Source organism: Enterococcus sp. AZ095a (genome assembly GCF_050546735.1).
GTDB lineage: Bacteria > Bacillota > Bacilli > Lactobacillales > Enterococcaceae > Enterococcus_D > Enterococcus_D entomosocium.
Window position 1 is genome coordinate 319,575 of sequence record NZ_CP172953.1, and the last position, 22,770, is coordinate 342,344.

A 22,770-nucleotide genomic window follows, 5' to 3' on the forward strand; every position below is an offset into this window, starting at 1 on the left:
CTTTTAATGGAAAAGACGTTTCCAAAATGACGTTTTCTCTGGTTGTTCGTGCTCTTTATCTGATGGAGCGGCAGCTGCAGGGTATTTTTTTTCGATATCGATGACGTCTTGATTGACGGCTTCTTTCCCGGCAATCAGCAAGCCGATACTGTCTGGACCGGCATCTTGGGCATCGGAGACGATCCGAAATTCCATCTGTTGTTTGGTCAGTAAAGTGATGTAATCGGTCTGGATCGATTCTGGCAATTTTCCGTTGAGCAGCACGAGCGCACCTTGATAATCTGGTAAGGCGTTCAAGAGCGTTTTCTGGTTGTCCTTCTTCTTCATTTCTGTTACTGTCATACTAAGATAACACCGTTCACGAAACGTGCCTAAATACTTGCGCTGTTCATCTGGGTTGACGCGAGGCGTCCCATACATTCCTGTATCAAGGCGTTTTTCTAATTCGTCTGACATTGAAGTATCCTCCTCAAAGCGTTTACTTATGCTTATTATAGCATATCCAACAAATAGCAAAAGAGGGGTGCGATCGTGAGAGAGTTCTGATAGAAAGTAGGGATCCTATGACAACAAAAGAACGACATTTGCTATTATTAGCAGAAAATCAGCGGTTGGAGACACCGAGGCTGCTCTTGCGCCCCGTTTCCTTGGCGGATGCAGCAGACATGTTTGCCTATGCAAATGATGAAGAAACGACGACCTTCGTCTTTGCTAGACATGGGTCGGTTGACGAAACAAAACTGCGCATTGCCGAGTATTTTGTTGCTGCACCTTTAGGGAAATATGCGATCGAAGAAAAAGACTCAGGCAAAATGATCGGGACCATCGATTTACGGGTGGAATCTGAAAAAGAGATCGCTGAGCTTGGTTATACATTAAGTCGCGATTACTGGGGGCAAGGGATCATGCCAGAAGCGGCAATGACACTGCTGCATTTTGGTTTTGAAACACTCGAATTGATTCGGATTTTTGCTCGACATGATGCTCGAAATCCCAAGTCTGGACGGGTCATGGAGAAAATTGGGATGAAATTGGAAGCAACGATCCCAGCTGCCCGCAAATCGGGTGAAGAAATCATCGATGAAGTCACGCGCGGCATCACGCTGGAGGAATGGAAAAAACGTATTATGTAAAGGAGGGCTCTCGTCATGGAACTGAACATTGAGCCAGCAGCAATTGAAAAAATAACCTCTTATGTACAGCCAGATGATCGTCTCTATTTGGATTTTGAAGACGGCGTCGGTCCGTTTCCTGCAACGGAGATCACCTGCCGTTTGGACATCCATTTTCGCCTGATCATCGTGCCACAGAGCTATCCAGAAGAAGGATTGGCGATCTACGACACCCCTTTAACGACACCCTTAGGCACGATTTGGTTGAAGCAAGGGGCTCAGGTGTATTTAGAAGAACAGACTCGGATGCAGGTGGAACCGACCTATCAACGGTTGCAATTGGTGGGAAATAGCGGGATCTTAGCTAATGATGTCCAATTGTTACGGATCGAACAGCAGACGGCAGGCCACTGATATGGGCACGCTGGCGGTTATTAGCGACTTGCACGTCGATATCAACCAATTATTCGACCCCCATCTGCAGCTGATCGCTGATTATTTGCAGCAAAATCAGGTGACCCATCTGCATCTGGCAGGAGATGTGGCGAATAAAAAGCAACGGCTATTAGACGTGGTCGCATTTTTTCAAAGTCGACAGGTGCCAACGACCTTTCACTGGGGCAATCATGAAATGGTGGACTTGACGGAACAAGAGATCGAGGCTTTCGATGATCCCGCCTTTCTTAATTTTCAGACGTATCGCTTATCAGAAAAAACACTGCTGTTGGGAATCAATGGCTGGTATGACTACCAATATTCTGATCTGACCAGTGAATCTGAGATCTTGCGGCTGAAAAATTTGTTTTGGTATGACCGCATGATTCAGCGAAAGGGATCGGATAAGGAAATCAGCCAAGCCATCAATGAGCGTTTAGCGGAAACATTGGCCCGTTTGCCGCAAGACCAAGAAATTCTTCTTTCTACCCATTTTGTGCCCCAAGAAGCGTTTATTGTTCGTCAGACCGGCAAGTATGCCCGCTGGAACCACCTAAATGCGTTTTTAGGGTCGCCCGATTTTGGCGCAGTGATCGACCGCTACGCCAATGTTCGGGCAGTTGTCTTTGGGCATACCCATCGACGCTTTGAGAAAAAAGAACTTGCGGGAACCAGCTACTATTGCCGCCCCTTCGGCTACTATTATGAATGGCAGTTGACCCGCCGGTTCGTTATGGAAAATCACTTAGCAGAAGCATATTCGCCAACGAAAGTTCGGACGCTGCTGCGAAACCATCATGAGGCATTTGAGGACTATAAAACGACGCATCTTTTAGAAGAATTGGCGCAAGCGATCACACTACTGCCGTATTAGCGCAGCAACCGAGTCCTGCTTGTTTTCGTAATTGAATTTCCAAGCAATTTAAACCATTAGAAGAAAAACACAAAGGAGAAAAATTATGACATTTGAAGAAATCTTACCAGAATTAAAAGCCGGCAAAAAAATCATCCGTGAAGGTTGGGGCGGTTTTGAACTTTATGTGACATTCGTTGAAGGCGAAGTGTACGACAATGCCCCAGTCACCCCTTACTTTTTGATCAAAACAGCAGATGAGGGATTCTCGAGTTTCGCACCGACTGTTTGCGACATTCTTGCGGAAGATTGGAAAATCGTGGAATGACAGCATCGTGGATCGATGACAAAACGATTGTGTTTGTCACAGGAGCTGCTTCAGGCATCGGCAGAGCGCAAGCAGAGGCGTTTCTTGCAGAAGGCGCTCAAGTATTTGGGGTTGACTGCCAATCGTTTCCTGATACGCTTTTAGCCCAGCCCCGCTTTTTCGGCACGTGTTGCGATTTAGCGGTGGAAGAAAATTGTCTTGCAGCGGTCCAAGCTTGTGTTACACACTTTGGTGGCATGACGATCTTGTTGAATACAGCCGGGAAACTAGATGGCTATCATACGATCGCTGAGACGACATCAATGGAGTGGGAGGAGATATTTCAAACCAATGTCTCCAGCATGTTTTATTTAACGAAAGAAATTTTGCCGCTGATGCAAGCCAATGGTGGCGGAACGATCATTAATATGGCGTCGATCGCTGGAATGGTCGCAGGTGGAGGTGGGATCGCTTATACAACCGCAAAACACGCGATCGTCGGGTTTACCAAACAGTTGGCATTGGATGTTGCAGATCAAGGGATCTCGGTGAAGGGCATCGCGCCAGGTGCGATTCAAACGCCGATGAATGCGGCTGATTTTGCTGGTGACGGAAAAATGGCGCAATGGGTGGCAGAGGAGACGCCGGTCAAGCGTTGGGCGCAACCAGAAGAAGTTGCAGCGCTGACCCTTTTTCTTGCCAGCCCGCAAGCTAGTTACTTGCAGGGGGCGATCGTGCCCATCGACGGTGGTTGGACCTTGAAATAACTAGCCTGAGCCCATTAGAGGAGGACGCCAATGAAGGAACAAGCGATCCAGAACTTGTTTGCAAAAAATCGTGAATGTCGACAACTGCTTACGATCATTGAAGCGTTACAGCTGCCGGATTGCTGGCTGTGTGCCGGGTACCTGCGGAATTATTTATGGGGTTTTCTTAGCGGAAAAATAGCGGAGGTGCCGATAACCGATATTGATGTCGTGTTTTATGATCCGACTGTAAGCGTAGAAGAAACAGCAGCGATCGAAGCGCAACTGCGCCGTTCGTTTCCCGAATTTCCTTGGGAGGTTCGAAATCAAGCATTGATGCACCAGCACAACTTTGCCGAGGAACCCACTTATACAAGTACCTTCGATGCTTTAACGAAGTTTCCAGAGCGTTGTACAGCGGTGGCGGCACGAATGAAACAAGGCGAGATTGAATTGATGGCGCCTTTCGGTTGGCAGGATGTTTGCAGTTTTCGGGTGCGTCCAACACCGCATTTCGCCCAAAATGACCAGTACCTTGCGGTTTACCGACAACGCCAAGCGGTGAAGCAGTGGCAGAAAGTTTGGCCGCAGTTGTTGATTGAAGAGATCGACAACTAAAAAAGAACACTCGCGTGATGTGGCGATTTCCAAAAGTTAGACGAAAAAGCTAACTGATGGGAATCGCTGCATATGACGCGAGTGTTTTTTATTAACGCAAAGCCAGTCGTTGCGCCAAGCGGTTTCTTAAAAAGATGCCTAGATAAGCTGCGGCAACGGCTTTGATGATCCCGGGGATAATAAACAAAACAAAACCACCGTTAAAAGCCGCCGGCCATGCCATGCCAGTGCTCCATTTCAGCCATAATGTACCAAACAACAAAGTTGCCAGCGCACCGACAATATTGCCTATCACTGCTCCTGTGTAGCGAAACGCCGTTTTTTCTACGACCAATCCAGTAAGCAATCCGTTAAAGAGGAAGCCGACTAAATAGCCTCCGGTTGGTCCTAACAAAACACCGATACCGCTGGAAAAACCAGCGAAAACGGGCAGACCGATCAATCCTAACAGCAAGTAGATGATGATCGCCATCGTTCCTGTTCGCGTGCCGAGGAAAGTCACCGCCAGTCCAATCGCAAAGGTTTGTCCTGTCAATGGGATCAAACCTAACGGAATCGTCAATTGGGAAAGACCAGCAATAATGATCGCAAATAATGCGGCATGGATTTGTTCACGTAATGATAATTTCATCGAATCCTTCTCTCTAGTAATAATTTCGTTAACCTAAAAAAGATTTATTTGGTTAACGAAATTATAAACGGTGGTTTACCAAAAGTAAAGAAGAATCTTGTTTTTTTAGTGTCCTTTTTTTAATAGGACAAGTAAGTTCTTTGAGGAGAGGAAAGGGGCGATTTCTTCCAATTCATCTGTTGAGAAGGGCAGTGCTTGAACGAGACGGCAGATCGTTGCTTCTGTCAGAAACGGCAGCAGTTCTTCGATTTCATCATAAGACAAGCGTTCTGATGCGGTAACGTTTGGCTGTTCCAGGGCCGTCTGCAGGAGTTCATCCAGATACGGTGCAGGTAAAAAGGGAAGCAGTTCTTCAATCTCAGAAAAGCGAAAGTCAGGGGTTTCAAGCCAACCTTTGATTTCTCCCGCCAAAAAGTTGGGGGTTAAAAAGGGCGCCGCCTCTTCCCAAAAAGCCATGGAATAGTGGTTGCCTTTAAGGAGCTCTTCTATTTGGGGCTTTTTCAAAAACGGCAAGAGTTCTTCCATGACATCTTCTGGGATATTTTCGGCGCCATTAAGCAAGTGCTGCAAGTCAGCACTATTCAAATGAGGAGCTAGTCTAGGCAATAAGTCTAGGTCTAAAGAAGATTCTTGAAACGGTTCTTCTTGAATCAGTGCCGATAGTTCTTGCGGTTTGATCAGCGGAGCTAGTTCGGCGATTTCTTTTGGCTGCGCGGTTCCTGCTTGATAATGTTGAATCGCAGCTGCTGGCTTCCCTAACAGCTCATCGATCGATAGGCCTAAAATCGCCGCTAGCTGCGGCAATTTTTCTATGTCCGGCAGTGAGTTGCCCCGCTCCCAATTACTGACCGCCTGATAGCTGACAAGTAATTGGTCTGCCAAGTTGCTTTGGGTCAGATTTTTTTCTTTGCGTTTGGTAGCGATCTGCTGACCAATTTTTCTCATGTTGAATTCACTCATAAATGAATTCCCCCTTTCATGCTCTAAGTATAGTTTCTCAGAAGGTGGAAACGCAATCAAGCTGCGGTTGAGCAGGCAAATGCCGACTCAATCACAGCTTGAGTTTACGAATGGATCAGCTGAAGGAGGTGTTCACCAAACGCTTGTGTCGTTAAACAGACCGCTTCGGGCATCAACTGTGCGAAGTCGGCAGTGACGTGTTGATTTTGCAAGGCTTGTTCAATGGCTTGCGTCAGTATTGCAGCAGCTTCCGGCCAGTTCAAATGTTCTAATAGCATGCACGCCGATAGCAGCAGTGAACAGGGATTGGCTTTGCCAAGTCCTGCGATATCCGGTGCCGTTCCGTGGGTAGCTTCAAAGATGGCTGCCCCAGTATCGTAGTTGATATTGGCGCCGGGGGCGATCCCGATGCCGCCAACTTGTGCAGCGAGTGCATCAGAAATGTAGTCGCCGTTCAAATTACAAGTGGCAATGACATCGAATTTTTCTGGATACAAAAGGATCTGCTGTAAAAAGTTGTCGGCGATCACATCGTTAACAACGATCTTTCCAGCCGCTTTGGCCGAGGCAAGGGCGGCTTCGGCTGCCTTTGAACCATTTTCTGCTTTGATTTTGTTGTATTGATTCATTGTAAAACACTGGTCGGCGTACGTGGTTTCTGCAAGCTGATAGCCCCAGTTTTTAAAGCCGCCTTCTGTAAATTTCATGATATTGCCTTTATGCACCAGTGTCACCGTGGGCCGCTTTTGAGTAATCGCATACTCAATGGCAGCAGCGATCAAGCGCTGACTGCCTTCTAAAGAGATCGGCTTGATGCCAATAGCGGAAGTTTTAGGAAAACGAATCGCCTTGACGGCAAAGTCTGCTTGCAGTGTCTGGATCAAACGCTGTGTTGCGTCGTCGTCTTTGGCAAATTCGATGCCAGCATAAACATCTTCAGTATTTTCGCGAAAGATCACCATATCGGTTTTTTCTGGCTGTTTTAAAGGCGAAGGGACCCCTGTAAAATAGCGAACAGGTCTGACACAGGCATAAAGATCCAGCGTCTGCCGTAAGGTGACATTCAAGGAGCGAAAGCCCTCGCCAATCGGGGTAGTCAACGGTCCTTTCAAGGCGTATTGCTGGGCCTTGATCGTATCGATGGTTGCTTGCGGCAGCCATTCCCCTGTCTGTTCAAAGGCGGCTTCTCCAGCGAAAACTTCCAGCCACTCGATGTGGCGCTGATTGTCATAAGCTTTATTCACAGCTGCATCAATCACAGGTTGCGCAGCCTGCCAAATCTCGGCACCGATGCCATCTCCTGCAATGTAAGGAATGGTGATCGTCGTTGCTTCATGGGTTGTTTGGTTAGACATGGGCAGCTCCTCCTAATTCCGCTTTTTTTCGAATGACCATTGGCAAAATTCCTTGATGCTTCCAATAGCGAATATCTGCCGGGGCATCAAAGCGTAGACGGGTCATAAAGGAGACAGTCCCTCCGTCGGTCCGTTGCGCAGTGACTTCGACCAGCTGCTTGACCGCTGGCTCTTCTGGCAAAGCGATCGAGAATGTTTCGCTGCCATCTAAAGAAAAAGAGGTGGCACTTTCACCAGCCAGATATTCAAGAGGAATGATCCCCATCATGACCAAGTTGCTGCGATGGATCCGTTCGAAGCTTTCTGCTAAGACGACTTTAACGCCTAACAATTGTGTCCCTTTGGCGGCCCAGTCGCGAGAAGAACCCATGCCATAATCTTTACCAGCTAAAATGATACAGCTTTGGCCGGCTTTTTGGTAATTCATAGCGGCGTCAAATATCGACAAGGTTTCCCCAGTTGGAAAATAATGCGTGACACTGCCAGTACTGCCAGGAACCAGCTGGTTTTGCAGACGGATGTTGCCGAAAGTCCCCCGCATCATAATCTGATGATTGCCGCGCCGCGAACCAAAGGAATTGAATTCACGATATGGAACTTCTTTTTCTTGTAAAAATTTTCCAGCTGCTGAATCCATACTGATGCTGCCGGCAGGAGAAATATGGTCAGTGGTGACGGAATCACCCAATTTTGCCAAGACTTTCAGATCGGCTAAGACATCTGGTTTAGGCAATTCTTTGGTCAATGTTTCAAAGTAGGGTGGATGAGCAATGTAAGTAGATTGTTCCTCCCATTCATAACATGCGCTCGTGGTGGTTTCGATCGCATTCCAGCGTTCATTGGCATCAAAAAGATGCTCATAGGCAGCGCGAAATGCTTCTGGTCCGACGTATTCTTGAACGTAAGTATTGACTTCTTCATTGCTAGGCCAAATATCAGACAAATACACCGGCTCGTCATTGACGATAGCTAATGGTTCTTTTGTAAGATCTTTGCGAGTGCTGCCAGCGATCGCATAGGCAACAACTAACGGCGGCGAAGCCAAATAATTGGCTTTGATCTGCGGATGGATTCTTCCTTCAAAATTCCGATTGCCTGACAGAACCGACGCCACCAGTAGATTTTCCGCCTCAATTGCTTCAGCGACCGGCGCTTCTAAAGGACCGGAATTTCCGATACAGGTGGTACAACCGTAGCCCACTAAATAAAAGCCGAGTTGCTCTAAATACGGCAGCAAACCACTGTTTTGCAAATAGGTGGTCACGATCTGGGAGCCAGGTGCAAGGGAGGTTTTGACCGTACGAGGGACGGTCAAACCTTTTTCAATGGCTTTTTTGGCCAATAAGCCTGCAGAGAGCATGACGAAAGGATTGCTAGTATTCGTACAGCTAGTGATCGCCGCCAAAACGATATCGCCGGTCTCTAATTTGTCTGCTGCAGCATCTGGCCAAGTAACGCTGGTTTCTTTTTGCCATTCATCCTCCGAAAGTCCAAAGCCCTTGGGACCAACGGCTGCTGTGACTGATTGTTCAAAATCCTGACGGACTGCTGGAAGCAAAATCCGATCTTGCGGGCGTTTGGGGCCCGCTAATGCCGGCTGAACTTCTGCTAGATCAATGGTGATCGCCTTAGTATAGGTCGGCACGGTCGTTTCATCATAAAAGAAATGGTTGGCTTTGGCGTAAGCGGTAACGAGTTCGATCAGCTCGCTGGAGCGCCCGGTCGTTGCCAAGTAGTTCAAGGTCTCTTGATCGATCGGACAAAAACCGCAAGTGGCACCATATTCAGGGGCCATGTTCGCTAATGTCGCCCGATCGGCTAAGCTCAAATGACCATAGCCCGGGCCAAAGTATTCGACAAATTTTCCAACCACTTTTTCGATCCGCAGCACTTCGGTTACTTTTAGTGCTAAATCGGTTGCTGTGGTACCTGCAGGCATCTCGTTGATAAATTTCACCCCGATGACTTCAGGTGTAGGAAAGAAAGAAGGTTCGCCAAGAATCGCAGCTTCCGCTTCAATACCGCCAACCCCCCAACCGAGGACCCCCAAACCGTTGATCATCGTGGTGTGAGAATCGGTTCCTTGCAATGTATCAGGAAACAGCAGACGTTGGTCTTCGTGTGTTTTTTGCAAGATCACATCAGACAATGATTCGATGTTGACTTGATGAATGATCCCTGTTTCAGGCGGAACGACTTCGAAATTGTCGAAAGAACCTTGTGCCCATTTCAAGAATTGATAGCGTTCTGCGTTGCGTTCAAATTCCCGCTCCGTATTAAAAGCGATCGCCCCAGGCGTACCGGCTTGATCGACTTGCACAGAGTGGTCGACGACGAGTGTGACGGGGATCTCAGGATTGATGTCTTCTGCGGCACCGCCTAAAGCGACCATCGCATCCCGCATGGCAGCCAGATCAACAACTGCAGGCACCCCAGTAAAGTCTTGCAAGACGACCCGCTCTGGTTTGAATGGCACGACACCGGTAGGGCTTTCTGCCTGCCAATTCGCTAAAAATGGTAAATAATCCTCTGTAATTTCCTCGTCCTGATGACGAGCAACACTTTCCAATAAAACTCGAATGGAGTAGGGCAAGCGAGATAAATCAGCCCCTAAGTCTTGGGTGATTTTCGCTAAGTCAATATACGTGTATTGCGTGTCATTGACGGTGAGTTGAGTTTGCCACTTCATAAGAATCCTCCTTTTTACGAAGATAATCGTACTTATTAGGAATAATTATACGTTGATAATTTAAAAAATCAATTAAATTTATGAAAAATATTTCATTTTCTAAACATCGTGCTATAATGTGTGAAAGTTTGTTAAAAAGCAACGATTTTATAGGATGACTATTTTAACGATGTTTGTATACGGTTAAATAACATTTTAGTCGATAGTTTGTAGAAAGATTGGAGGTAACATCACCGTGGAAAGATTAGAAAAGAAAGAGAAATTGTCCTATCTTGCATCGCAATGTCAGAAATACAATTTGATAGATATGAATCTTTATTCAGAATATGATGTAAAGCGTGGACTGAGGGATTTAAATGGCACGGGGGTCTTAGCAGGTCTTACGACGATCTCCACCATTTATCCAGAAAAAATCATTGCCGGCAAGCCAGTTGAAGCTTGTGGCGAGCTGCGTTATCGCGGAATTGACATCAATGAGTTAGTAGCAGGGTTCGTCAATGAAAAACGTTTTGGCTTTGAAGAAATTGCATATTTATTACTTTTCGGCGAACTGCCAAACAAAACAGAACTTGCGGCATTTCATTACCTATTAGCAGAAAAACGTACTTTGCCGACCAATTTTGTTCGTGACGTCATTATGAAAGCACCTTCTTCTGATATCATGAATAGTTTATCTCGCAGTATCTTGACACTGGCAAGTTACGATCCACAAGCAGATGACATCAGCATTGAAAATGTATTGGAACAAAGTCTGATGCTGATCAGTGTCTTTCCGCTCTTGGCAATCTACGGCTATCATGCCTACAATCATTACAATCAAGGGGAGAGTATGTATATCCACCGCCCGACCGAAGAGTTGAGTACAGCTGAAACGATTTTGACTATGCTGCGTCCAACGAAAGAATATAGCTTCCAAGAAGCCCAAACATTGGATATGGCACTGGTTTTGCATATGGAACATGGCGGCGGGAATAATTCGACCTTTACGACACGAGTCGTTACCTCCAGTGGGACGGATACCTATTCAACGATTGCTGCAGCGCTAGGTTCTTTGAAAGGGCCTAAACACGGTGGTGCTAATATCAAAGTGACAGAAATGATGGGAGATTTGAAGCGCAACGTTGCTGATATTACCGATGAACAGGCGATCCGCAGCTATTTGGAAGCAGTCTTAGATAAAGAAGCGTTTGACCGTAAAGGATTGATTTATGGCATGGGCCACGCGGTATACAGCGACAACGATCCCCGTGCGGCGATTTTTAAAAATTATGTGGCAAAATTGGCCCAAGAAAAAGGATCAGAAGCTTGGCAAGAATATCAATTGTATACGATGGTCGAACGTATTGCTCCTCAAGTCATCAATGAAAAGCGCAAAATCTACAAAGGAGTCAGTGCCAATATCGACTTTTTCAGCGGGTTTGTTTATAACATGTTGGATCTGCCAGAAGAACTGTATACACCAATGTTTGCTATCGCGCGGATCGTCGGCTGGTCCGCCCATCGGATCGAAGAGCTGGTCAACGCACAAAAAATCATGCGTCCCGCCTACAAAGAAGTGTCAAATGATCGGGAATATATCGATATAGAGTCAAGATAGATCAAAACAGCAGGGAGGACGCTCGCTGCTGTTTTTGTTTTGGACATTTGAAAAGATGGTATTGAGCTGTTTTTGCGTATTTTTACTAGAGAGCAAATGAATGGCTTGGATCATTCATTCGTTAGAAAAATCAAGTATTTCTCCTTTTTCATATAGGAATGCAAAAATTGATTACAAAGTTTCTTGCATTTTTTGTATGATAGAGGGAGGAATAAAGGAGGAAAGTTCACGAATGAAAATAAAGAAATGGATGGCAATTGCCATTATTACCAGTCAATTTTCAACATTGCTGCCAGTATCAGCGGCTGCGGCTGTTTTAACGAGCGAGTCTACTGCTGGTCAAAATACAGCTGAGTCAACGGTTCCGGGAGTGAACGGGCCAACAATGGGCTTGGTCCCTGAAGATGCCGCAACGGTACCAGGAGAAAACGGCGAAGTAGTTCCAGGAGAGTCAACACCTGTTCCTGAACAGCCAACACCAGAACCATTGCCAGAACCGGAACCAACCCCGACGCCAGAACCAACACCAGAAGAACCGGCACCAAATCCTGATCCAGAGCCGAATCCAGAGCCAGAACCAACACCTGAGCCGGCGCCAGAACCAGAAGAACCAGCACCAAACCCAGAACCAGAGACAACACCAAATCCAGAGCCAGAATCAACACCAAGCCAGCCTTCGCCTGACATCAAAGAAGTACCGAACGTACCAGAGTTGACGGTAACGCCGCCGCAAGAAGATGAGCCAGCAAAATTTGAAGTCACGCCAGTCAAAGAAACGTGGGACTTTATTATGGAGATTGGAGAAGATGCTCGTAAAGTTGGACAAGAAGAAGATCTTTACGCATCGGTCATGATTGCACAAGCGATTTTAGAGTCTGGTAGCGGAAGAAGTCGTCTGAGCCAGGAGCCTTTTTATAACCTATTTGGTATTAAGGGACTTTATGAAGGGAATGGGATTTCCTTCCAAACGCAAGAAGACGATGGTTCCGGTAATTTATACACAGTTCATGCCACGTTTCGCCAATATGACAGTATCGAATCTTCTTTGAAAGATTATGCGAAATTGTTGAAAGAAGGATTGGACCACAATCCGAATTTTTATAAAGGTGTTTGGAAATCAGAAACGGAGTCTTATGAAGATGCCACGGAATATCTGACCGGGCGTTATGCATCAGATACACAATACAATGAGAAGCTAAATGCGCTGATCGAAGCATATGCTCTGACGAGTTATGACAAAGAGAAACCAGAATTACCGACAGGCAGCGAACAGATGATCTATCCTGTCAGCAATCCAGTTGTCTCTTCTGTCTTTGGTCCACGAGGCAATGGGTTTCATCGTGGAGTGGACTTCGCCGCCCCGCAAGGAACGCCGATCATGGCTAGTCTTTCAGGAACGGTGATCCGCTCAGAGTATCATTCTTCATGGGGGAATTATGTTGCTATCGAGCACAAAGATGGGCTGACGACATTGTATGCGCACAATCATCGCAATTTAGTGGAAGTCGGTCAAACGGTCGAACAAGGCGAAGTGATTGCTTCCATGGGAAGTACGGGGAACAGTACAGGTCCTCACTTGCATTTTGAAGTTAGTCTTTCACCTAGTTTAGCCCGGCATCAACTGATTGATCCATTAGATGCCTTGTCAAAATAACAAAGAATAAAAGAGAGCAGTGTAGCTGCTTTCTTTTTTTTGTCAAGAAAAACGAATCATTTCAGGAAAATTATGCTTTGAGATTTTTTTAGCGCATTCATTTTATCTTGCACGATAAATTTATTCCGAAAACAAGTGTTTTTCTTTGTAAAAAAAACAAAAAGAATTTATGCTAGAAAGGTAGGGAAAAAAAATCCCAAGAGGAATATCCACTTTAGACAAGGTCGTGTATGCGACTTTGCGATGTCTCTAGTATCCTTTCTTATTTAACCAAGGAGTGTGAAAAATGACTGACGATCAGCAAACAACGAATGTGTCTAATGAAGCAGCGCAAGCAAGTCCACTGTCCTTTGAAGAGAAAGTCATTGAAACAATTGTTGGTGTCGCTTTGCAGTCAATTGATGGCTTGATTAGTGTAAATGGCAGATTTCTTTCAGATATGACCGAAAACCTTGAAGAACAGCCGCAAGTCGCTTCTGGCATCGATGTGGAAGTTGGCAAAGAAGAGGTTGCAGTTGATTTGGAAGTAATCGTGGCTTACGGCAAAGATATCCCCAAACTCTTTGCGCAAGTCCAAGAAGTGGTCTTAGAAGAAATTAGCCGCTTGACTTCTTTGAAAGTCAAAGAGATCAATATTCGAATCGCCGATATCGTCAAACAGGAAACGATCGATCAAATCGAAGGTTGAGCACCACGCAAAAAATCGAAGTACATCAAAGAGAAAGGAAGAATAAACAAATGATATCACTATATACAACACCCAGCTGTACGTCATGTCGTAAAGCCCGTGCATGGTTGACCGAAAATGAACTGCCATTTAAAGAGAGAAACATTTTTAGCGATCCATTAAATAGTGATGAACTAATGGAGATTCTTTCTTTAACAAAAAATGGAACGGAAGACATTATATCTACTCGTTCGAAAGTGTACCAAAAGTTAGACATCGATTTAGAAGAGTTGAAGCTAGAAGAGCTGCTTTCATTGATCGAACAATACCCGAACTTATTGAAACGGCCAATTATCTTAGATGAGAACAAGCTCCAAGTGGGGTACAATGAAGAAGACATTCGTAAATTCGTGCCACGAAACTTACGAAAGATCATTTTCAAACGACGCCAAACAGAGCTACTCATGTTTAATTATCGCCAAAAGCAAGAAGAAGGCGAATCTGTTGCGAACTTTATCTAATAATAGGAACAAAACCGGCAAATGAATACAGCGATGTATCATTGTCGGTTTTTTTGGTATTTTTTCAAGGGTCTTCTTAAGAGAATCAGTAAATCCGTTGATTCCACAAAAAAACACGATTCCAAAAAGGAATCGTGTCGGTTGAAATCTTAAAGTTTTTGGTTGTAGAATTCAACGACTAGTGCTTCGTCAACTTCTGCAGACAATTCATCACGCTCAGGTAAACGAGTTAATGAACCTTCTAATTTTTCGCTATCAAAGCTTACAAATGACGCGCGGCCAGCTGTTGCTTCAACTGCTTCTTTGATTGTTGAGATGTTTTGTGATTTTTCACGAACGCTGATGACTTGTCCAACTTCAACGTGGTATGAAGGGATATCAACGCGTTTGCCATCAACTAAAACGTGACCGTGGTTTACTAATTGACGTGCTTGACGACGAGTAGTTGCTAAACCTAGACGGTAAACAACGTTATCTAAACGTTGTTCTAGCAAGATCATGAAGTTAACACCGTGTTTACCTTCTTTGATTTTGCTTGCTTTGATAAACAATGTACGGAATTGACGTTCGTTCATGCCATACATATGACGCAATTTTTGTTTTTCAGTTAATTGCATGCCGTATTCTGATTTTTTGCCACGGCTGTTTGGTCCGTGTTGTCCTGGAGCGTAAGGGCGACGTGCCAATTCTTTTCCAGTTTCTGATAAAGAAATTCCTAAACGACGAGAAATTTTCCATGATGGTCCTGTATAACGAGACATAATTTAGTTCCTCCAATAAAATAGTTTGGAGTAAAATAATCCGTTGAAAAACTCACATTCGTGCAGTTCGTTCTTCAATCTTCACCTTTGCAGCCGCGGTTACGCAATTGCACCCGAGGGGCAACGAACTGGTGACGAGCTGTTATTTTCCTGCTGCATTATTTTACACAAGGAATAGTATACGACAAACTAGGGGCAAAAGTCAAGATGGAGCTGGCTTTGGATTTGATGAAAACAAATCTTGAAATTTTTCATTAATTACTTATATTTTCAAATATCTCTTTACAAAACAGCTTTTCGTCATTAGAATATGAAAGTATTGTGCAAATGATAACGAAGTGAAATTATTCATAAAAGGAGTAGAAAAAATGAATCCAGTATCCCCATTATTTGAGAAGATCGATTCTTCCATAGAAAAGAAAATCGATCTGATCAAGAGTAGTTATTTGCGTTACGCTGTACGTGCGATGATGGCTTGTTTATTCTTGACCCTCGGAACAGCTATTGCTTTTGCGATCGCTATGAAAGGTGAATCGATGGTTCACGGGTTAGGGAAAATTCTATATGCATTTATGTTTAGCTGGTCTTTAGTCATGATTCTTTATATGAACGCAGAATTAGGAACATCAAATATGTTGTATATGACTGTTGGGGTTTACCGTAAACGTCTAAGTATTCCTTTGGCATTGAAAATTTTGCTTACGTGTGTCTTGTTCAACTTGATCGGCGGGGTGATTTTCGGCTCAATCGTTGCACTGACAGGTCCTTTTCAAGGGCTGACCGCAGACAACTTTATGCTGACCTCGATCACTGCGAAATTAGAAAAATCGACCATCCAAATTTTAGTAGAAGCGATGTTCGCCAATATCGTTGTAAACACAGCTGTGCTAGTAAGCATGCGGATGAAAGACGATGCCGGAAAAGTTGCAGCAATCATTTTCATCATCTTCATCTTTGCTTTCTTAGGATTCGAACACGTTATTGCTAACTTCCCAGCGTTTACCTTAGCTTTCTGGGCTTCAGGCGGACACTTGGCAGGTATGACTGTCGGCAGTGTGATCCATAATTTAGTTTTTGCCTTTATCGGTAACTATATCGGCGGTGGCTTGGTCATGGGGCTGGGCTATGCATGGTTGAACAACTCAAAATCGACCTATGTCGACTAATTAAAACCTACCAAAAGAAGCAGCGATGCTTCTTTTTTTTTCTTTTCTCTAACATTTCTCCAGGAAGAAGCCATCATCCCTTAACGGAGCGTTGAAATCAGCGCCTATTTATGTTAAGAATAAGTATGTACGGTTTTTCTTGCTGTTTTTTGTAAAAATGACCGCAACCAAGACCAAAATCTTAGTTACTTCTTAATAGAAAGCGAGCCTTAACCTTTTATGAATCGGAAATTCTTTGCCTTTGATATTGATGGAACCTTGCTTGACTCGAACAAACAGCCACTAGACAGTACGCTAAAAGCCCTTGATCTTTTACGAGATGCTGGCCATTTCGTGACCGTTGCCACTGGACGCAGTCGTTTCCACGCTCAAGATATTATTCGTTCGTTGTCCTTTGATAATTACATTTTATGTAATGGCGCAGCTGCTTTTCTTTCGCATCAGCAGGTGTATAAAAACTTACTCGATGAAACGCAATTGGCTGCTTTCGTGGCAGAAGCCCAAGAGCTTGGGATCGACACGGCATTTGTCGGGATGGATACAGCGAAACGAGCGTCTTCTTTGGATATTGCTAAAATGGAAGCAGCGATGCATTCTTTTGGTGCCCAACTTCCTGAGTTGGACATGGATTTTCCCGAAGAAAAAGAAGTCTATCAAGCATTGGCTTTTTACGGAAAAGAGTATGAGCATTTCTTTGACGAGAAATACAGCAAACTGCGTTTTGTGCGTTGGCATGAAAACAGTGTGGATGTCGTTCCAAAAGAAGGCTCCAAAGCAGCAACGATCCTGTGCGTCGCGGAACAATTAGGGATAGCGCAAGAAGATGTGATCTGTTTTGGTGATGGCCAAAATGATCGTGAAATGCTGACTGCCGCAGGTGTCGGTGTGGCAATGGGCAATGCGGTCCCTGAGATCCAACAAGTCGCAGATATGGTGACCGCTAGCAATGATGAAGATGGCATCTGGTTAGCCTTGAAAGAATTACAACTGATTTAAAAAGGAATCCTTTAGACATAGCACAGTCGGTTTACGGCATCTGTGCTATGTTTTTTTGTTTTTTCTCGGTCGCAAAGAAAATAAATTGGTACAATAGAAAAAAGGGGGAATGCAGCAAATGAAAATCGCATTGATTGCTCATGATCGAAAAAAAGATGTAATGGTAAAATTAGTGACTGCCTATCGAGAAATTTTAGCGCAGCATGAACTTTTCGCAACAGGAACTACGGGGAAGAGGATCGAAGAAGCAACCCAGTTGCCTGTCCACCGCTACAAATCAGGGCCGCTGGGAGGAGATCAGCAAATTGGCGCCATGATTTCGCAAGATGACTTGGACATGGTGATCTTTTTGCGCGATCCTTTAGCCGCACAACCCCATGAACCAGATGTAACGGCATTGATTCGCTTGTCAGACGTGTACGAGATTCCTTTAGCTACCAATATGGGAACGGCAGAAATCTTGTTGCGGGGGTTAGCAGCTGGCTTTGCTGATTTTCGACAAGTGATCCACGAAACGGACAATCGTCCCTTGTCGTTATAAAGATAGTAGAAGAATTGAAGAAAAAGGACGTGCAGAATTGAAAGCAATCTTAAAGGATTTTTTGACCTATGCAAAAATGAATACTCGCTCAGATGCGACGAGTCAGACCATCCCAACGACACCGGGACAAGTTGAGTTGGCTCTTTTATTGAAAGATCAGTTGATCGAGATGGGGGTAGCGGATGTTGCTTACTATGAAAAGAATAGTTTTGTGATCGGACGTCTACCTGGTAATCCTGAAAAAACGGCGATTGGCTTTATTGCCCATGTAGACACGGCAGATTTCGAAGCTGAAAATATTCAGCCGCAGATCCATGAAAATTACGATGGCAAGGATGTTTGTTTAAATAAAGAAAAAGCCATTTATATGACAACTGCTGAATTTCCTAATCTCAAAGACTATGTCGGCGAAACGCTGATCACAACGGATGGAACGACCCTGCTGGGTGCAGATGATAAAGCTGGTATCGCAGAGATCATTGACGCGCTGCGGATCTTACAAACGATGGATGCGCATAAACGTGGCGATGTCTGGGTCGCTTTTGGGCCTGACGAAGAGATCGGGACTGGCGCTGATCGCTTTGATGCGGCGGATTTTCCAGTGGCATTTGCTTACACGATGGACAGTGGTCGTGTGGGGCATATGGAATATGAAACCTTTAATGCTGCTCGTATTGATATAACGATTGATGGTACGAGTGTGCATCCTGGAACTGCTTACGGTCGTTTGGTCAACGCCTTGAAAATCGCGCATCAAATCGACGATGCCTTACCAGCAGAGGAAGTTCCTGAACGCACCCGCGGGTATGAAGGTTTTTACCTACTGCACAATTTGACGGGACATATTGGTCGAGCAGAAGTTTCTTATATCATTCGTGATCACGATCATATGCTTTTTGAACAGCGAAAAGCTAACATCGTGGGGATCATTGACGAATTGAACACAGCCTATGGGCAAGAACGCATCACCTATACGCTGTATGACCAATATTACAATATGGGGGATTTGATCAAGAAAGATCCCCGCAGTATCGAAGCTGCCCGAGCAGGGATGCAAGCGATTGGTGTGACACCGATCGAAGCGCCGTTTCGTGGCGGGACCGATGGCTCGAAAATCACCTATAAAGGCATTCCAACACCGAACTTATTTGTCGGCGGTGAAAACTTCCATGGCCAGTATGAATTTATTACCGTGGAAGCGATGGAAAAAGCCCGTGATTTGATCGTGGCGATCGTGGAACATGTCGGGAAAGAAGACACTACCGTTTCCTAGAGAACGCGGCAACACGCTAGACTAAAGCGAAAAAGTCTAGCGTGTTTTTTTGTTTTGCTGCAAGGAAGAACAGCAAGTGAAAGAACCTTTTTTTTCTGGACCAAAACCCTTATAATAGAAAAGAAGCTAAAAGAGAAGAGGAAAAATGTGTGCGGGTATTATTCATTGGAGATGTAGTTGGTTCATTAGGAAGAGAAACAATCACGGAGTACCTTCCCAAATTAAAGAAGGCGTATCGACCACAGGTGACGATCGCGAACGGCGAGAATGCGGCGGCGGGTCGTGGGATCACGGGTAAAATTTATAAGAAATTTTTGCAAGATGGTGTCGATGTCGTGACATTAGGCAATCATACATGGGACAACCGTGACATTTTTGAATTTATTGGCGATGCGAAGAAAATGATTCGTCCAGCCAATTTTCCAGAGGGAACACCGGGGGTCGGCATGGTGTTTGTGAAAGTCAACACCATTGAGTTGGCGGTGATCAACATGCAAGCTCGCTCGTTCATGGTAGACCTTGATGATCCGTTTCGCAAAATGGATGAATTGGTTGCGATTGCCCGCAAACGTACACCGTTTATCTTTGTGGATTTTCATGGGGAGACTACTAGCGAAAAACAAGCGATGGGCTGGTATTTGGATGGCCGAGTTTCGGCAGTCGTCGGCACGCATACCCACGTACAGACCAACGATGCGCGGATTTTGCCCCAAGGAACGGCTTATTTGTCAGATGTCGGCATGACTGGTCCTTATGATGGGATTTTGGGAATGAAACGCGAACCAGTCATTGAAAAATTTTTGACGGCGTTGCCGCAACGGTTTGAAGTGATTGAAAAAGGCCGCAGTATTTTGTCGGCTTGCTTGCTTGAGATTGATGAAGCCACTGGTAAAGCAAAATCGATCCGTCCGATCCAAATCAGTGAAGATCGCCCGTTTACAGAATAGGAGAAGCATGGAAGAGCAATTAACCAAAGAATCAAACGTTGCCCAAGAGTTGGCTGCTTTGCAAAAGCTTTTGTCTAATCATCCGATCGTTCAAGAATTTCAAGAAATTCAAGTACGAGCCTTGCAAAACCAAGGGCTACTGGAGTTGGAAGAAGCGCTGAAGCAAGCGCAAAAAGAAATCGTTCAATTTGAGCATTATGAGAAACCCGAAGCAAAAAAAGCTGCGGAGCAGCGTTATGCGTCATTGACAAACGAATACGAGCAGCACCCCTTAGTGGTTGCTTATCGCCAAGCGTTACTGCAAGCAGATGAATTGCTGCAATATGTCACGACGGAGATCCAAAAGAAAATGAATAAAGCCATCGAGGAGGATGAAACCAATGCCTCAAAAAACTAAAAATACCCCGATGATGGAACAGTATTTAAGCATCAAGGCTCAGTACCAAGATGCTTTTTTATTCTATCGTTTAGGGGATTTCTATGAATTATTTAATGAGGATGCTGTCAAGGCAGCACAAATTTTAGAACTGACGTTAACCAGCCGCAACAAAAATGCGGAGGAACCGATCCCTATGTGTGGGGTGCCTTACCACGCCGCCAGCAATTACATCGACACCTTGATCGAGCAAGGCTACAAAGTAGCGATTTGTGAGCAAGTGGAAGACCCAAAAACCACCAAAGGAATGGTCAAACGCGAAGTCGTTCAACTGATCACGCCGGGAACGGTGATGGACAGTAAAGGCCTATCCGCCAAAGAAAACAACTTTTTAACAGCTGTTTTGCAGCAAGGGGAGCGTTTTGGCTTTGCCTATGTCGATCTAAGTACCGGTGAATTAAAAGCAGCGCAATTGGAAGATGAAGAAGCCGTCGTCAATGAGGCCGCCGCTCTGCAAACGAAAGAAGTCGTTTTGTGCAGCGAGATTCCTGAATCATTGCAAACGATGCTGACCAATCGCTTGAATGTCGTGTTTTCTAAGCAAGAAACGTTGGAAGAAAATGCCGAATTTCAATTTTTAACGGAACCTCTCTCCCAAGGGTTAGAAAAAGTAGTCACAGGGAAATTGCTAAGTTATTTGGCGATTACCCAAAAACGCAGTTTAGCCCACATTCAGCAAGCCGTGGAATATCAGCCGGATCATGCCTTGAAAATGGATCATTATTCCAAATTCAACTTAGAATTGACGCAGTCGATTCGAACCGGAAAAAAACAAGGGACTCTTTTGTGGTTGCTGGACGAGACAAAGACCGCAATGGGGGGACGTTTGTTAAAGCAATGGTTGGATCGTCCCTTGATCCAGCCAAAGAAAATCACTGCCCGCCAAGAAATGGTCCAATCGTTACTGGACAGTTTCTTTGAGCGAGCAGATCTGCAAGAAGCGTTGACGAAAGTCTATGACATGGAACGCCTAGTCGGACGGGTCGCCTTCGGAAATGTCAATGGCCGCGATTTGCTGCAGTTGAAATCTTCTTTGGAGCAAGTGCCTTTGATCGCGCAATTGCTGCAGGGAATCAACCGTGGCGAGTGGAATGACTTGCTGCTGGAATTAACGCCCTTAGATGATTTGGTTGCACTGATCGAAGCGGCGATCGATGAAGATGCCCCGTTGCAGATCACAGAAGGCAACATCATCAAAGACGGGTTCCATCAACAATTAGATGAATACCGTACGGCGATGCGTAACGGCAAGCAATGGTTGGCGGAATTAGAAGCCAACGAACGTCAAGCGACGGGGGTCAAAAACCTGAAAGTTGGGTTCAACCGCGTCTTTGGCTATTACATTGAGATCACGAAAGCCAATCTAGTGAATTTAGATACCTCTCGCTACGAGCGCAAGCAAACCTTAGCCAATGCGGAACGCTTTATTTCACCCGAGTTGAAAAAACTGGAGACTTTGATTTTAGAAGCCGAAGAAAAATCGGTGGATTTGGAATATCGCCTCTTTCTTGATGTTCGTGAAGAAGTGAAAAAGAGTATCACACGTCTACAAAAGTTAGCCAAAGCTGTCAGTGCGGTCGATGTCTTACAAAGTTTCGCCACGGTTTCGGAACGCTACCAATACGTGCGGCCGACAGTAGCGAAAAAACGAGCGGTATCGATCATCGATGGCCGTCATCCTGTAGTGGAAAAAGTCCTTGGTCACCAAGAGTACATTCCAAATAGTATCGTGATGGATGAAGAAACAGAGATCCTGTTGATCACAGGCCCAAATATGTCTGGGAAAAGTACGTACATGCGGCAGTTTGCCTTGCTAGTCATTATGGCGCAGATCGGCTGTTTCGTACCCGCACAATCTGCAGAGATGCCGATTTTTGATCGGATCTTTACTCGCATCGGTGCCAGCGATGACCTGATCGCCGGTCAAAGCACGTTTATGGTGGAGATGATGGAAGCCAACCAAGCGCTGCGTCATGCAACGCCTAACAGCTTGATTTTGTTTGATGAGTTAGGGCGTGGGACTGCGACCTATGATGGGATGGCATTGGCACAAGCCATCATTGAATATATCCACAAAGAAGTTCATGCCAAAACACTTTTCTCCACCCATTATCATGAGCTGACGGTTTTAGATGAGGAATTGGCACACTTACGCAATGTCCATGTCGGTGCCGTTGAAAAAGAAGGCGAAGTTGTCTTTTTGCATAAGATGATGGAAGGACCCGCAGATAAAAGCTATGGGATCCATGTAGCCAAAATCGCTGGACTGCCAAGTGCACTCTTACAGCGCGCAGCGACGATCCTGAAAGCGCTGGAAGAACATGAACCGACGGTACAGCCAAAACCAGTCGTCGAAGAAAGTCAGCAGTTGTCGTTGTTTAGTGAAGTATCTACGGAAGAAATCGGCGTCATCGATCAATTGAAGAAATTGAATCTGTTGGAAATGACCCCGATGGATGCTCTGAATACATTGTACGAGCTGCAAAAACGAATTTAGAAAGAAGG

23 protein-coding genes are annotated in these 22,770 nt (G+C 45.2%); 17 read left to right on the forward strand and 6 right to left on the reverse strand.

What is annotated here, in order from left to right; genetic code table 11:
• Window positions 1-3: 3 nt before the first annotated feature.
• Window positions 4-456, reverse strand: a complete 453-nt coding sequence (locus IGJ26_RS01545) for a YueI family protein (RefSeq protein ID WP_005232467.1) — start codon at window positions 454-456, stop codon at window positions 4-6.
• A gap of 107 nt (window positions 457-563) precedes the next feature.
• Between IGJ26_RS01545 and IGJ26_RS01550 the strand changes: the two genes are divergently transcribed.
• The 6 genes from IGJ26_RS01550 (at window position 564) to IGJ26_RS01575 (ending at window position 4,071) form a co-directional block, all read left to right on the forward strand.
• Window positions 564-1,133 carry a GNAT family N-acetyltransferase gene (locus IGJ26_RS01550; RefSeq protein ID WP_005232465.1) on the forward strand — a complete coding sequence of 190 codons (570 nt, stop codon included), beginning with the start codon at window positions 564-566 and terminating at the stop codon, window positions 1,131-1,133.
• Between the two features lie 15 nt (window positions 1,134-1,148).
• Window positions 1,149-1,526: an iron-sulfur cluster biosynthesis family protein gene (locus IGJ26_RS01555; protein ID WP_086332913.1), complete on the forward strand. Its 378-nt coding sequence runs from the start codon at window positions 1,149-1,151 to the stop codon at window positions 1,524-1,526.
• Between the two features lies 1 nt (window position 1,527).
• Window positions 1,528-2,421, forward strand: coding sequence for a metallophosphoesterase (locus IGJ26_RS01560; RefSeq protein WP_005232461.1), 894 nt, complete (start codon window positions 1,528-1,530; stop codon window positions 2,419-2,421).
• Between the two features lie 85 nt (window positions 2,422-2,506).
• Complete coding sequence (locus tag IGJ26_RS01565; RefSeq protein ID WP_005227147.1) at window positions 2,507-2,728, forward strand: DUF2829 domain-containing protein; 222 nt, start codon at window positions 2,507-2,509, stop codon at window positions 2,726-2,728.
• Complete coding sequence (locus tag IGJ26_RS01570) at window positions 2,725-3,474, forward strand: 3-oxoacyl-ACP reductase (protein ID WP_005232459.1); 750 nt, start codon at window positions 2,725-2,727, stop codon at window positions 3,472-3,474. The genes IGJ26_RS01565 and IGJ26_RS01570 overlap by 4 nt, the downstream gene beginning before the upstream one ends.
• A gap of 30 nt (window positions 3,475-3,504) precedes the next feature.
• Complete coding sequence (locus IGJ26_RS01575; protein ID WP_086332914.1) at window positions 3,505-4,071, forward strand: nucleotidyltransferase family protein; 567 nt, start codon at window positions 3,505-3,507, stop codon at window positions 4,069-4,071.
• Between the two features lie 91 nt (window positions 4,072-4,162).
• On the opposite strand, the gene IGJ26_RS01580 is transcribed toward IGJ26_RS01575, so the two are convergent.
• The 4 genes from IGJ26_RS01580 to acnA form a co-directional block, all read right to left on the reverse strand.
• Window positions 4,163-4,702, reverse strand: a complete 540-nt coding sequence (locus tag IGJ26_RS01580; protein WP_008376323.1) for a biotin transporter BioY — start codon at window positions 4,700-4,702, stop codon at window positions 4,163-4,165.
• A gap of 105 nt (window positions 4,703-4,807) precedes the next feature.
• Window positions 4,808-5,662 (reverse strand): helix-turn-helix domain-containing protein, encoded by an 855-nt coding sequence (locus IGJ26_RS01585; protein ID WP_086332915.1) that lies wholly within the window; start codon window positions 5,660-5,662, stop codon window positions 4,808-4,810.
• Between the two features lie 104 nt (window positions 5,663-5,766).
• Window positions 5,767-7,017: an NADP-dependent isocitrate dehydrogenase gene (icd, locus tag IGJ26_RS01590; protein WP_086332916.1), complete on the reverse strand. Its 1,251-nt coding sequence runs from the start codon at window positions 7,015-7,017 to the stop codon at window positions 5,767-5,769.
• On the reverse strand, window positions 7,010-9,706 hold the full coding sequence (acnA, locus tag IGJ26_RS01595; RefSeq protein ID WP_194199324.1) for an aconitate hydratase AcnA: 2,697 nt from the start codon (window positions 9,704-9,706) through the stop codon (window positions 7,010-7,012). The genes icd and acnA overlap by 8 nt, the downstream gene beginning before the upstream one ends.
• Before the next feature lie 235 nt (window positions 9,707-9,941).
• Here acnA and IGJ26_RS01600 point away from each other — a divergent pair, with 235 nt between their 5' ends.
• From IGJ26_RS01600 to spx, 4 genes are all read left to right on the forward strand, one after another.
• The gene (locus tag IGJ26_RS01600; RefSeq protein WP_194199323.1) at window positions 9,942-11,303 is read left to right on the forward strand and encodes a citrate/2-methylcitrate synthase; all 1,362 of its coding nucleotides are present in this window, start codon (window positions 9,942-9,944) and stop codon (window positions 11,301-11,303) included.
• 232 nt (window positions 11,304-11,535) lie between these two features.
• Window positions 11,536-12,957 carry a peptidoglycan DD-metalloendopeptidase family protein gene (locus tag IGJ26_RS01605; protein ID WP_278251772.1) on the forward strand — a complete coding sequence of 474 codons (1,422 nt, stop codon included), beginning with the start codon at window positions 11,536-11,538 and terminating at the stop codon, window positions 12,955-12,957.
• A gap of 286 nt (window positions 12,958-13,243) precedes the next feature.
• Window positions 13,244-13,645 carry an Asp23/Gls24 family envelope stress response protein gene (locus IGJ26_RS01610; RefSeq protein ID WP_005227156.1) on the forward strand — a complete coding sequence of 134 codons (402 nt, stop codon included), beginning with the start codon at window positions 13,244-13,246 and terminating at the stop codon, window positions 13,643-13,645.
• A 50-nt stretch (window positions 13,646-13,695) separates the two neighbouring features.
• Entirely contained in the window at window positions 13,696-14,145 is a 450-nt protein-coding gene (spx, locus tag IGJ26_RS01615; protein ID WP_008376310.1) for a transcriptional regulator Spx, read from the forward strand.
• A 149-nt stretch (window positions 14,146-14,294) separates the two neighbouring features.
• Here spx and rpsD read toward each other — a convergent pair whose 3' ends face one another.
• Window positions 14,295-14,906: a 30S ribosomal protein S4 gene (gene rpsD, locus IGJ26_RS01620; RefSeq protein WP_005227158.1), complete on the reverse strand. Its 612-nt coding sequence runs from the start codon at window positions 14,904-14,906 to the stop codon at window positions 14,295-14,297.
• A 368-nt stretch (window positions 14,907-15,274) separates the two neighbouring features.
• Here rpsD and IGJ26_RS01625 point away from each other — a divergent pair, with 368 nt between their 5' ends.
• The 7 genes from IGJ26_RS01625 (at window position 15,275) to mutS (ending at window position 22,762) form a co-directional block, all read left to right on the forward strand.
• Complete coding sequence (locus tag IGJ26_RS01625) at window positions 15,275-16,072, forward strand: formate/nitrite transporter family protein (protein WP_005227159.1); 798 nt, start codon at window positions 15,275-15,277, stop codon at window positions 16,070-16,072.
• 219 nt (window positions 16,073-16,291) lie between these two features.
• Complete coding sequence (locus IGJ26_RS01630; RefSeq protein ID WP_005227160.1) at window positions 16,292-17,068, forward strand: Cof-type HAD-IIB family hydrolase; 777 nt, start codon at window positions 16,292-16,294, stop codon at window positions 17,066-17,068.
• A 118-nt stretch (window positions 17,069-17,186) separates the two neighbouring features.
• Complete coding sequence (locus IGJ26_RS01635) at window positions 17,187-17,609, forward strand: methylglyoxal synthase (protein ID WP_008376307.1); 423 nt, start codon at window positions 17,187-17,189, stop codon at window positions 17,607-17,609.
• A gap of 37 nt (window positions 17,610-17,646) precedes the next feature.
• A complete protein-coding gene (gene pepT / locus IGJ26_RS01640) occupies window positions 17,647-18,882 on the forward strand; it encodes a peptidase T (RefSeq protein WP_008376304.1) in 1,236 nt (411 codons plus the stop codon).
• 149 nt (window positions 18,883-19,031) lie between these two features.
• Window positions 19,032-19,829 carry a TIGR00282 family metallophosphoesterase gene (locus IGJ26_RS01645; protein ID WP_010748642.1) on the forward strand — a complete coding sequence of 266 codons (798 nt, stop codon included), beginning with the start codon at window positions 19,032-19,034 and terminating at the stop codon, window positions 19,827-19,829.
• Between the two features lie 7 nt (window positions 19,830-19,836).
• Entirely contained in the window at window positions 19,837-20,226 is a 390-nt protein-coding gene (locus IGJ26_RS01650; RefSeq protein WP_008376299.1) for a YlbF family regulator, read from the forward strand.
• Complete coding sequence (gene mutS, locus IGJ26_RS01655) at window positions 20,210-22,762, forward strand: DNA mismatch repair protein MutS (protein WP_008376296.1); 2,553 nt, start codon at window positions 20,210-20,212, stop codon at window positions 22,760-22,762. Before IGJ26_RS01650 ends, mutS begins: the two co-directional genes overlap by 17 nt.
• Window positions 22,763-22,770 lie beyond the last annotated feature (8 nt).